A 12,368-nucleotide genomic window follows, 5' to 3' on the forward strand; every position below is an offset into this window, starting at 1 on the left:
CCTTCAGGCGAGGTGCCTTCCGGTTCGCACCAGGCGACCGTCGTCGATGCGGAGCACCCGGTCTGCGGATCCCTGCACGGAAACATCGTGAGTGGCGATGATCGCTGTAGCCCCCTCTGCATGGACCGCCGTGCGAATGAGGTCCATGATCGCCGCCCCGGTTGCGGCGTCGAGCTGACCCGTCGGCTCGTCGGCGATCAGCAGTCTGGGCCGGCCCGCGAGCGCGCGGGCGATCGCCACGCGCTGCTGCTGTCCGCCGGACAACTGATCGGGCTTCACCCGGCCGCGACCGGCCAGGCCGACGAGGTCGAGGAGCTCGGCGACCCTCTCCTCGCGCCGCAGGGGTTCCTCGCGTCTCAGCCGCAGCGGCATCCCGACGTTCTCAGCGATGGAGAGGTGGGGCAGCAGGCCGAAGGTCTGGAAGATGAAGGCCATCGATTCCCGGCGAAGCCGGGTGCGGGCGTCTTCGCTCAGGCCGGTGATCGGCTTGTCGTCGAGCGTCACCGTTCCTGAACTGGGCACATCCAGCCCGCTCACACAGTTCAGGAGGGTGGTCTTCCCTGAGCCGGACCGGCCGGAGAGTGCGACGATGGCACCCTTCGGAATGCTGAAAGAGACCTCGCGGAGCGCGGTGACGTCACCGGCCGGCGTGGGAAAGGTGCGCGTGAGGTTCTCGACCCTGAGCACATCACTCATGACGGTGTCTCCGTCGACTCCTGGTCATGCTCTGGCCACACCCCGACGTGATCATCCTCGAGGGTGAGCCTGACGCGTTCGCTCAGGTTGAGCGCCTCGCGGTAGTCAGCGGGAAGCTGCAATCGCCCCACCCTGTCGAGCACCGCGAACTCCTGCTCGGACAGTGTGGTTTCGCCCTCGGCATCGAGACCCTCCCGGCGCAGGGTCTCCGACGAGATGCGGCCGTCGCGGATCGCCACGGTGCGTCGAACCTGACCAGCGACGGCGACATCATGCGTGACGATGACGACCGTGCAGCCGAATGCGGCGTTTGCCGCTCGCAGGGCGGCGAAGACCTGGTCCCCCGTCGCAGCATCGAGCTGACCCGTCGGCTCATCGGCAAGAAGCACCCGGGGCGCCCCCGCGAGCGCTACAGCGATCGACACACGCTGCTGCTCACCACCCGAGAGGTGCTCCGGCCGGCGATCACCCTTGTCGACGAGGTCCATCACCGCCAGCAGTTCCTTCACCCGCTCATCGCGCGCGCGGCGACCGGATCCGGCCAGTGCGAGCGGGAGAGCGATGTTCTCGGCCGCGGTCAGGGTAGGAAGGAGGTTGCGGGACGATTGCTGCCGAATGAAGCCGACGGTGGAACGACGGTAACGCACGAGTTCGGCTCCCCGCATGGTGAGGAGGTCGTGACCGGCGACGCGGGCTCGACCGGCCGTCGGCGTGTCGAGACCGGAAAGGATGCCGAGAAGCGTCGATTTGCCCGAGCCGGACGCCCCGACGATCGCCAGCACGTCGCCCTCCTCCACGAGCAGATCCAGACCCTGCAGAGCCTGCACCTCCACACCGCCGGCGCGAAAGACGCGCACGACGCTGTCGCAGGCGATCAGCGCGCCGGCTCCGAATTCTCCATGGCCGCCTGTCGACAGCGCACTGACCAGAGTCATGAGTCCTCCCCGGATCGCAGAATAGCGGTTGCTCGAGTACGTCGCGAGAGCGGCGTGTCGATCAGCACGGCCAGGGCGAGAGCGGTTGTCGATGCGGCGACGATACCCACGAGGGACCATCCGGGCACGACGATCCCGACGGGTACCCCTTCGCCTGGTCCGGCGGGTTCCCCCACCCCGAAGGCCTGCCCTGCCGCCACGAGGATCGCCGCGGATGCCACGGCGCCACCGAGCACCGCGCCTGCGACGACCGGGGTCAGTTCCCCGAACGCGGCGGCGATACCGGCTCGTCTCGGTACCCCGAGCGTGCCGAGCAGCGCCAATGTGCGCCCCCGGCGCCTGGCGCCGAGCACGGAGATGAGGAGCATACCGAACGCAGCGAGAACTCCCGTTCCAACAAGTGAGAGCAGCGTTGCGTCTGTCACACCAGCCGTCAGGGCGCCGGCGCGCGCGTCGTCGAGCACCTCCCGCCGGTCGACGATCTGAGACCCGGCGTCGGCCGCGGCGGCAGTCGAGCCGACGGCAAGCACTGACGTCTCTTGCGATGTCGCAGGCAACGCTGTTCCCTGGGCGGTGACGAACGCTGCAAGGGCCTCAGAATCGACCACCATGAGCAGCCCTGTCGGAAAACCAGGAGGGGCGAAAGGAGCATCGATGACCCGGATCGGCACGCGCAGGCCGTCGAGCTCGAGCCTGACCGTTTCGCCCTCGAACGACGAGCTGAGTCGGGGATCGAGGAGCACGGGAACGGGTTCCTCGCTTCCGGCAGCGGCAGAATCCGCGCTCTCGTCGACCAGCCTGGAGACCGACGCGGCATTCGCCCGGTCCGGCCGATCGTCGGGCAGCGCCTCGAGCAGTTCGGCGTAGCGGTCGTCGACGGCGAGCATGCGTACGGTCGACGAGTGTCCATCCCCACGCAGGTCGGCCCTGCCGATCACGGTCACGGCGGCCGCAGTGCCTCCCTCGCTCTCGAACGCGGCCACGGCGGCATCCGGATCGCTGACGCCGTCGAGTCGTACGTCTGCGCCGACGTACTTCCAGGCTGCGGCGTCCTGTGCCGCCGACACGCTCTCGGTGAGAACCAGGGAGGTGATGGCGACGCTGACCGCGAGGGTCAGTGTCGTCAGTGTGAGCACAGAACTGCTTCGCCCGGTGCCGGTGACAGCGACCAGTGGACCTGCCCCCCTGGTTCGCTCGACGAACCACCGGAGTGGTGGCAGCAGCAACGCCGGAACGGGCGAGAGAACGATGGCGACCACAGCGGCCAGGAGCACGGGGGCCACGAGGGCGAGCGGGTCGACGGTCGCCGCACTGTCCGGCTCCCTCGACCGGAGGGCGATCACGGCCGTGCCTGCGAGCGTGACGACGACGGCCACGGCGATGGCGGGAAAGAGCCGTCGTTTCGCCGAAACCGTGCCTGCCCTGGTGTCGGCCATGATGGCTTGCCTGACCGCAACGATCACAGGGGTCACCACGGCGATACCGACGACGACGAAAACTAGCCCAAGCGTGTCTGGGGGGCCGAGAGCCGCGATGGCGACACCGGCACCGACGCCGACGCCGACGAGCACGGCGACGACAGCTTCCACACCGGCGTGCGCGGCGGTGAGCCCGAGCGGCGCACCCCGGGAACGGAGGAGTTCGATTTCACGCTCACGACGACCTCCGACCGCGACGAACGCAAGGATGAGCAGCAACATCGCGACTCCGAACAATCCGGCGCCGAGCGCTGAGAGTTGCGCCGAAGCGGCGGCGGCGGCGGACGCGAACGGCGCGAGCTCCTCTTCGAAGCCGGATGCCACCGTCACGGTCAGCGGCGCACTCTCGGTGAGGCCGCCGCTCAACGTTTCAAGCGCGTCGATGCTCTCACTCACCCGTGACAGGGTCGCCGTGTCGAACCGTGCGGCGTCGAACGACACCCGGATCACACCCGAGACGGAACCAGTGAAACGGGTGGAGAGGTCGTCGTACGAGCCGGCATCCGTCAGCACGGTGAAACCGAGGGCATCGCGGTCGCTCCCCGACTCGCTGGGAATCCAGACGTTCGGCAGGTCGAGCCACGACGCCGGAGATTCGGTGACCTGGTCGATGACTCCCACGACGATCAGCCGGACCGGAGGGTTGGCTGATGCACCGGCCAGCTCGAGGGTGTCTCCGACGCCGAGTCCGGCTGAATCGGCCACAGCGGGCGAGAGCACGACGGGGGTGGGCGCTGCCGAGCCGTCCTGCGCGCCCTGGCTGCTCTCCTCCGGCAGCACTCCGGTCACCGGTTCGATCACGTCACGGGCGGCAGCATCGAGCACTCCGACCTGCACCTCGACGCGTCCGATCGTCGTCGAACCGGCCAGAGTCGGACCGAGGATGCTTGTGGTCACCTCGCCGAGCACCTCTGAGAGCGATCGCGGGAGGCGCGACGGCAACTCCCCGCCGAACGTCGTCAGCCGCTCTGCTGTCGTGATGCCCGGCTCCTGTGTGCTTCCGACGGGTGCAGCGAGGAGAAGATCGGCCTCATGGCCGGCGACGGAGACGGCCTCGCTCGCCGCCTCATCGAGGGTCGTTTCGATCGTGCGCGGCACACCCACGGCGATCGACGAGGTCAGGGCGATGAGGGCGATCACACCGACGAGCGGAAGCGCATCCTGCCGCATACGGCGTATCACGAGCCGCCTGGTGCCGGTGAATGCGTTGAGGGCACCGCGGAGACCGCCGCCCTGACCGGCATGCCGCGTGCCACGACTGAACATCATTCCGAGGCTCCTGACCGCAGGAGGTCGGCGAGGGGGAGACCACGCTGTGCTCGCTGAATCACGAAGAGCGTGACCACCAGGACCGCAGCACCGAGCACAGGGAGCACGGCGATCATCTGCCACGGCAGCACGAGATCGACGGCCGTCCACCCCGGAGCGGTGACCAGGCGGGTTCCGACGAACGCCAGCGTGACCAGCCCGGCCACGAGTCCGATGACGGCGCCGGCGACGGCTGCCAGAGCTGCGTCTGCCAACGCGACGGCAGTCATCGCTCGCTGCGACATCCCGAGCGCCCGCAACTGCGCCGACTCGAGCCTGCGCGCCCGGATGGAGGCCGCGGTCTGCGCCGCGAATCCGACGAGAGCGAGAAGGAACCCCGCAGCGACGACGAGGACGAACGAGACCGGAAGCACCGCGCGAAGGGGGGCGTCGAGCATCCGCTCACCGAACGACTCGGCGTCGACCGCCCCCGTCCCGTCGAGGGATTGCGACGATGCGGCGGTGCCGTCCGTCCACACCTCATCGACGAGACTTCCGGGCGCCGAGGTCTGCACCAGTTGGTGCACGAGTGCTGTGCCGTCCACGACGATCGTCGACTCGGCGCGGGAGGGTGCGGGGAGGCCGGCTTCCAGTGCGGCGAGGTCCCCTGTCGATGCCGCTCCTGGGACGCCGGCCGTCGTCCCAGCCATGCGGAACGTGACCCGGCTCCCGGCGACGAACGACGTGATGTCTGCGCCGGCCGTCACATCCAGGTGGTCGGCCATGCTTTCGGGCACGACGGCTGCGATCTGTGCCACCGGCTCCCAGCCCACGGCGCCGAGCGTTGTCGGGAAACCGCCGAGGACGACCGGCGCGGCAATCGTGACGCCCGTCGCCGTGGCCTCCACGCCGGTGAAGTCGTCACCGTTGCTGCTCGACCCTGCCCATCCCCCCGCCTCACTGAGGTCGAGTGGGGTCGACGAACTCCCCCCTGCTTCCTTCGCCGTCGCGATCGAGCTGAGGATGATGCTCACTCGCCCGGATCCTTCCACATCCGATGCGACACGGGCCACCACTCCGACCAGTCTCGTCCCGGCGACATCCGGATCCAGTGTGGCCGCCATTTCGTGGGGCGGGAGGTCAGGCGCCGTCTCCCCGAGGCTGCTGACGGTGAGCACTCCTTGGTCGCTCGCGGTGACGACCGAGACCTCCACGTACACCCCGGCGGGCGCTGTGACATCCACGATTGCCCGCACCTCGCCCGTTCCAGTCGGCAATGTCGGCCCACTGTCCGGCGCACCAGCGGGCGGAAGCGCACCGATGATGTCTGCACGTCCGCTCGCATCGGTCGGGAGCAGCGACTGTGCGGCAGGGGACAGTCCGAGGACCTGGGCGGAGGCGAACGGGACGTCGATCTCGAGGCCGGGAATGATCACCCGCGAAATGAGCGATTCGCCGCGGGTGACGGGGGCACCGACTCCGGACGCGACGGCCTCTGCGGCAGCGTCGCCATGCAGCCGCACCGGTGGGCCGACCGCCACAGTGGCGAGCTCGCGGAGTGACTGCTGCCAGGTGGCCGCTGATCCGGCGACGACCACGGCCGCCCCGATCCCTGCCGCGACCACGAGAAGACCGACGCCGCGACCCGGCCTCCGTGCTGCGTACCAGCCTGCTACCGGTGCGACGGCCCCTCGCGTCCGCCCGAGGGCAGCCGCAACGGGCCGTAGAGCGGCCGAGACGATCCGTACTCCCATCATGCCGGACGCGAGGACGAGAGCGGCCGGAGTGGCGGCGAGAAGCGGGTCGCCCACCGTCGACGCCTGGGCGGCCGCTCGCCACAACAGGACGATCGACGAGACCACGGCGATCGTCTCCAGCGCGACCCGGGTGCTCGCACCGCGATTGGCGGATCTCCCGTCCCCCCGCCGAGCTGACGGCACACAGACAAGCACAGCCACGACGGCAGCCAGGGCGGCAACCGCCATCCACTCGTCTCGGCCCGGCTGCACCCACCGATCAAAGCCGGCTGTCGACAGAGACGGAACCGCGCTGACCATCGCGTGGACGACCGCCCCACCCCACGGACTCACTGCGGCAACGATCGTCCCCACAACCAGGGCGTCGACGGCGACCGCCCCGGCTCGCTGACCGACGGATGCACCCCTCTCGCCCAGCAGTTCGAACTCCGGCGCCCGCGCATCGGCGAGGAGCCGCGTGGCCGTCGAGAGGACCATCACCACAACGACCAGCAGCAGGAGGAGGACGGTGAGAGCGGCGGCTCGTGTGGCCTCCAACCCGGCGGACACATCGCTGAGTGCAGTCCCCAGGCTCGTGTCGATGATGACAGCGCCACGGGGCTCCGATACGGCAGCGCCGATCGTCGACTCCGCGTCGGCCAGCCGCACAGCCAGGGAATCGAGTCCCTCGACACCGACGCCGACGAAGGACGGATGTTCGGTGACTCCGAGCTGGGTCGCCCCCACCCCTGAGGCGTCGGCGCCGCCCGCCGGCAGAAGGAGTGGTCCCATGGCGTGGACGATGTCGCCGAAGGATTTCCCGGGCTCGCCGAATTGTGGCTTGTCGCCCGCCGCGAGGAGCGGGTCGTTCTCCCAGAAGATCCCGGACGCCGTGTCTGCGCGATAGATGCCGTCGACGCGCACGGCGAGCGACCGGTCGTCGTCATCGAACGAGAGGGAATCTCCGACCGATAACCCCAGTGACAGCGCCGCAGACTCCGGCACTGCAACCCCGGGCCAGGTGTCCGGCCAGACGCCGTCGACGAGAGAAGCTGCCGCCTGCGGATCGTCGATCTCGGCCAGATAGGAGAACACGTTCGACTCCGTGGTCACCCACGCCGTGGTGACCCACGCGGTGGATGACCACTCCGTCCCGGAACCGAAGGCGTCGGCCGTTGCGTCATCGACAGCGGTTCGGGTCCCCGAGACCGGTGTCGGCGGGTTCAGGACACGCACAGTGACGTCGACGTTTTCAGCTGGGATGGACGACAGCGCAGCGCGCACCCCGGCTTGCTCGCCGGAGCGGACGAGCAGAAGTGTTCCGGCCAGCACGGATCCAGCAACGATGGCGACGACCAGGACGAGGGCGAAGAGTTTCCATTGCGACGCCCACCGCCGAGCCGCAAGCGACAGCACCCACGTCTGAGAACCCGGGAAATGAGAGGAGATGACCGCGCACCTCCATTGGCGATGGTTCGAACCGTTCCGGGAAAGTATAGGTCCGGTCCGACGGTCGCGACCTAGATGACTCTCTCACTCCACGGGTCGAGGTTGCCGAACCGATGCGCGGTGATCGAGATCGCCTGCTCGTGGAGGAACGGCAGCAGCTCGATCCGTCCGGCCTGGGTGACCGCACCGGAGTAGATCGCGAGGTCGGGGTTGCCGTCCGCAGCGACCGCGAGCTGCCGGTGCAGGGAGGAACGGGATGCGTCGGCGCCGATCAGGCGGACCCGGGGAACATCGCTGGACGCTGTCCTGGTCACCCACTCGTCGTCGCTCTCGACGGACACCGACACACCGAGATCGCCGAGCACTCCGCGGATGGCGGTCGGAAGCCCGGATGCCACGCTCAGGGTGAACGCCGAACGGGAACGAACGGCGGAGAGCACGACCCGCAGCACCTCACCGAGGTCGGCATCGACTGTGGCGCGGACGGCGACGGGAACCGGGCGGTACCGGAAGAGATTCCGCTCGACGGCGATACCCGATGCGTCCTTCGTCTCGCCGTATTCGTTGCCCCAGGCGATGGCATCCGACAGCGCGGAGCGACGCAGGAGGTCGAACTCCTCGTAGCCGAGCGACGGCTGGGCGGCTTCGATCAGCTGGGTGACCCGGGCGTCGAGCCCACGGAGATGCAACGTCTTGCTGCTCGAACCGGTGTCCGGCAGCCACGAGCCGAGCGTGAGCAGGTAGTTCGGGCCACCCGCCTTGGCACCCGCGCCGACCGCTGACCGCTTCCAGCCGCCGAACGGCTGACGCTGGACGATCGCCCCTGTGATGCCGCGGTTGACGTAGAGGTTGCCTGCTTCGACGGTGTCGAGCCACTCGGCCAGGTCATCCTGGTCCTGGGTGTGCAGGCCGGACGTCAGTCCGTAGTCGATGGCGTTCGTCAGCCGGATCGCCTCGGTCAGGGTCGCCGCGTGCATGACGCCGAGGACCGGACCGAAGAATTCGGTGAGGTGGAAGTAGGAGCCGGGGGCGACATCCGCCCGGATCCCAGGGGACCACAGCCGGCCGGTGTCGTCGAGCTTGCGTGGCTCGACGAGCCACTTCTCGCCGACGCCGAGTTCGGTGAGGGCGTGCAGCAGTTTGCCGTCGGCCGGTTCGATGATCGGACCCATCTGGCTCGTCGCGTCGTCGGGGTAGCCGACGCGAAGCGACGTGGCTGCGTCGACGAGCTGGCGGAGGAACCGCTCGCTCCTGGCGACGGACCCGACGAGGATGACGAGGCTGGCAGCAGAGCACTTCTGGCCGGCGTGGCCGAAGGCGCTCTTCACGACGTCGGCTGCGGCCAGGTCGAGGTCGGCGCTCGGGGTGACGATGATGGCGTTCTTGCCGCTGGTCTCCGCGAGCAGGGGCAGCTCAGGGCGCCAGGAGCGGAACAGTTTCGCGGTCTCCCAGGCCCCGGTGAGGATGACCCGGTCGACGGCGGGGTGCGAGACGAGCTTCTGCCCGAGTTCGCGCTCGTCGAGGGAGACAAGGGTGAGCAGCTCCTGCGGGATGCCTGCCTCCCAGAGCGCCTCCACCATAACGGCGGCGGAGCGGCGGGCCTGGTGGGCCGGTTTGATGATGACGCCAGACCCTGCGGCGAGCGCTGCGAGCACCCCGCCTGCCGGGATCGCGACAGGGAAGTTCCACGGCGGCGTGACGACGGTCAGCTGCGATGGCACGAACCGCGCACCGCGGACGGCGTCGAGTTCACGGGCCTTGGCGGCGTAGTAGTGGGCGAAGTCGATCGCCTCGCTGACCTCGGGGTCGGCCTCGGCGATGGTCTTGCCGGTTTCGGATGCCATCACTTCGATCAGGCGGTCCCTGTTGGCAGCGAGGGCGAGCCCCGCCCGGTCGAGCACTGCAGCGCGGTCGGCTGCGGGCAGCGCGCCCCACGCTGCGCCGCGGGCGCGGACGCCCTCGACGATGAACTCGAGCGTCTCAGCATCCTCGACCGTGCAGGCGGTGATCGTCCTGTTGCCGAGTTCGCTTCCTGGCACGCGAGCGAGGATCCGGCCCGCCCACGCACGGTTGGCCGGAAGGGCCGGGTCGGTGTCCCTCGTGTTCACGAACCCGGGTGCCCCGAGGTCGGTCGCTGGGACGGTGTTGAGCGTGGTCGTGTCGAATACTCGGACGGTGTCGAACGGCGACTCCGTCTTCGAGCCGCGCGACAACCCGAGCACCTGCTGGGTCATGCCGAGTTCCTCGGTCTCCGGCCTGGTGAAGGAATCCGCCTGCTTCGGCGTGACGAGCTCGTCGGCCGTGCCGAGGGTCCACTCCGTCTCACGGTTCTGGGTCCGGCGGGGCGACGGAATCTCGTGCGGCGTGGCATCGAGCTGGGCGGCAGAGGCGAGGAAGCGCTGCTTCTCACGCTCGAACAACGCGGTGTTCTCGTGCAGCTCGAACACAGCGGACATGAAGTTCTCCTGTGACGCGTTCTCTTCGAGACGGCGGATCAGGTAGGAGATGGCGACGTCGAATTCGCGCGGATTCACGACGGGTGTGTAGAGCAGGAGGTTGCCGACGTCACGCTTGACAGCCGCGGCCTGGCCTGTGGCCATGCCGAGGAGCATCTCGAACTCCACCCCGTCGGTGACGCCGCGGGACTGAGCGAGGAGCCACGCGAACGCGAGGTCGAAGAGGTTGTGACCGGCGACACCGACCCGCACGTTCTTCGCGCGCTCAGGGGTAAGTGCCCACATCAGCACGCGTTTGTAGTTCGCGTCGGTGTCCTGTTTGGAGTCGTACGGCGCCGTGGCCCAGTCATGGATGGCGGCGTCGACGCCTTCCATCGCGAGGTTGGCTCCCTTGACGAGCCGCACCTTGATCGGGGCCCCACCGGATGCCACGCGCGCAGCGGTCCAGTCCTGCAACGTCTGCATCGCGGCGAGCGCGTCAGGCAGGTAGGCCTGCAGAACGATGCCCGCCTCGAGGTTCTTCAGCTGCGGCTGGTCGAGGATCCGTGTGAAGACGGCGACGGTGAGGTCGAGGTCGCGGTACTCCTCCATGTCGAGGTTGATGAACTTCTCGGAGCCGGAGCTCGCGGCCAGCTCGTAGAGGGGGGTGAGGCGTTCGACGACCCGCTCGACGGCATCGTCGAACGACCACATCGAGAGCTGCGATGCGATGGCGGAGACCTTGATGGAGACGTAGTCCACGTCGTCGCGGGCGAGCAGTTCGCGGGTTCCCGCGAGGCGCTTCGCCGCTTCCTGCTCGCCGAGGACGGCCTCACCGAGCAAGTTGAGGTTGAGGCGGGAGCCCTCTTCCTTGAGGTGGGCGATGGCCGGGCCGAGCTTCTCGGAGGTGGCGTCGACGACGAGGTGACCGACCATGTTCCGCAGGACGCGACGGGCGACCGGAATGACCACCCATGGGATGACAGGCCCGAGGATCCCACCGGCGGTGATCGCCGCACGCAGGTACCAGGGCAGGAACGCCGGGGTGAGCTTCGCGACACGCTGCAGGTTGTATCCGGCGACGAAGAGGTCCTCAGGTCGCATGACACCGTCGACGAAGCCGACGGTGAAGTCCAGGCCGTTCGGGTCCTTGAGGACTTCGGCGAGGCGCTGGGCTGCCGGGGCGACGGGGGCACCTGCGCTCTCGTCCACCCATTTGCGGGCGAGGGTGACGGCATCCGTTGCGAGCTGGTTGGCGCTCAAATCGGCGCCGGCCGAGGTGTGAGGCATGATCACGAGACTATTCCCTCTGAAGGTCGTGGACGGTGAGTCGCTTCGGTCTGGCGGCAACTCTCAGTCTCAGTGTGCGCCCCCGCCTCGATTCAGAAAAGCGAATCTTTCTAATGGATATTCATCACTTCCTCTGACGGGTAGGCTGGCGCCATGCTCGACATGAGACGGCTCCGTCTGCTCCGTGAGGTCCAGTTGCGCGGCACGCTCGCCGAGGTCGCCACCGCCCTGGCCTTCAGCCCGTCGTCGGTCTCCCAGCAACTGGCACAACTGGAGCGCGAGGCCGGAGTGAAACTGCTGCAGAAGAGCGGCAGGCGGGTGCAACTGACCCCGCAGGGTGAGCTGCTCGCTAACCGGGCGGCTGAGCTGCTGGACGGGCTGGAACGGGCGGAGGCCGAACTGTCCACCTCCCTCGACGCGGTGGTGGGAACGGTGCGACTGGCCGTGTTCCAGTCGGCGGCGCACGCGGTGATCCCCGAGGCCCTGTCGCTGCTGCGGGTCGAGCACCCGCAGCTGCGGGTCGAGATCGTCGAGCGCGAGCCGGAGGCGGGTCTCTTCGACCTCGCCGCCCGCGACTTCGACCTCGTGCTCGCGGAGCAGTACCCGGGGCACACCCGGCCTCACCTCCCCGACCTCGATCGGGAATTCCTCGCGACGGATGCGCTCAGGCTCGCCCTGCCACCGGCATCCGCCGCAGGTTCGCTCGCGGATGCCGCGACGCTCCCGTTCGTGATGGAGCCGGAGGGCACTGTTGCCCGGTTGTGGGCGACACAACTGTGCCGCGCCGCCGGGTTCGAGCCCGACGTGCGGTTCGAGACGGCCGACCTGATCGCGCACATCCGGCTGATCGAGTCAGGCAACGCCGTCGGCATGCTGCCCGACCTGGTCTGGGCCGGCCGCGAACCCGGCCTGCGGCTCGCCGACCTGCCAGGGACCCCGTCGCGGACCGTCTTCACGTCGGCCCGGCTGGTGAGTGCGGCGCGGCCTGCGGTCACCGCCGTGCGGGGGGCGCTCGCGCGGGCGACGGGCTTCCTGGTCTGATCCGACCCCGCGAGTTGCTGGGTTTGTGGGGGTCCTCCCGTGGCCGCACCCCTGCAAAGT

The 12,368-nt window shown here is 68.8% G+C and carries 6 protein-coding genes; 1 reads left to right on the forward strand and 5 read right to left on the reverse strand.

Translation table 11 applies throughout. The annotated features are described in order from the left end of the window. Window positions 1-3: 3 nt before the first annotated feature. The 5 genes from AC1M2K_RS05145 to AC1M2K_RS05165 form a co-directional block, all read right to left on the reverse strand. On the reverse strand, window positions 4-696 hold the full coding sequence (locus AC1M2K_RS05145; protein WP_480238322.1) for an ABC transporter ATP-binding protein: 693 nt from the start codon (window positions 694-696) through the stop codon (window positions 4-6). Continuing rightward, the gene (locus AC1M2K_RS05150) at window positions 693-1,631 is read right to left on the reverse strand and encodes an ATP-binding cassette domain-containing protein (protein WP_480238323.1); all 939 of its coding nucleotides are present in this window, start codon (window positions 1,629-1,631) and stop codon (window positions 693-695) included. Before AC1M2K_RS05150 ends, AC1M2K_RS05145 begins: the two co-directional genes overlap by 4 nt. After that, a complete protein-coding gene (locus tag AC1M2K_RS05155) occupies window positions 1,628-4,378 on the reverse strand; it encodes a hypothetical protein (RefSeq protein ID WP_480240101.1) in 2,751 nt (916 codons plus the stop codon). Before AC1M2K_RS05155 ends, AC1M2K_RS05150 begins: the two co-directional genes overlap by 4 nt. Next, window positions 4,375-7,509 carry an FtsX-like permease family protein gene (locus tag AC1M2K_RS05160; protein WP_480240102.1) on the reverse strand — a complete coding sequence of 1,045 codons (3,135 nt, stop codon included), beginning with the start codon at window positions 7,507-7,509 and terminating at the stop codon, window positions 4,375-4,377. The genes AC1M2K_RS05155 and AC1M2K_RS05160 overlap by 4 nt, the downstream gene beginning before the upstream one ends. Window positions 7,510-7,613: 104 nt before the next feature. After that, window positions 7,614-11,267 (reverse strand): proline dehydrogenase family protein, encoded by a 3,654-nt coding sequence (locus AC1M2K_RS05165; RefSeq protein WP_480240103.1) that lies wholly within the window; start codon window positions 11,265-11,267, stop codon window positions 7,614-7,616. A gap of 153 nt (window positions 11,268-11,420) precedes the next feature. Here AC1M2K_RS05165 and AC1M2K_RS05170 point away from each other — a divergent pair, with 153 nt between their 5' ends. After that, window positions 11,421-12,308 (forward strand): LysR substrate-binding domain-containing protein, encoded by an 888-nt coding sequence (locus AC1M2K_RS05170; RefSeq protein WP_480238327.1) that lies wholly within the window; start codon window positions 11,421-11,423, stop codon window positions 12,306-12,308. The last annotated feature ends 60 nt before the right edge of the window (window positions 12,309-12,368 follow it).

The organism is Mycetocola sp. Y171 (assembly GCF_056713165.1).

What these genes read in the sequence shown, in the direction of transcription:
- AC1M2K_RS05170 (WP_480238327.1), top strand. Translation starts at nt 11,421, where the DNA reads ATGCTCGACATGAGACGGCTCCGTCTGCTCCGTGAGGTCCAGTTGCGC.
- AC1M2K_RS05155 (WP_480240101.1), bottom strand. Translation starts at nt 4,378, where the DNA reads ATGATGTTCAGTCGTGGCACGCGGCATGCCGGTCAGGGCGGCGGTCTC.
- AC1M2K_RS05145 (WP_480238322.1), bottom strand. Translation starts at nt 696, where the DNA reads ATGAGTGATGTGCTCAGGGTCGAGAACCTCACGCGCACCTTTCCCACG.
- AC1M2K_RS05150 (WP_480238323.1), bottom strand. Translation starts at nt 1,631, where the DNA reads ATGACTCTGGTCAGTGCGCTGTCGACAGGCGGCCATGGAGAATTCGGA.
- AC1M2K_RS05165 (WP_480240103.1), bottom strand. Translation starts at nt 11,267, where the DNA reads ATGCCTCACACCTCGGCCGGCGCCGATTTGAGCGCCAACCAGCTCGCA.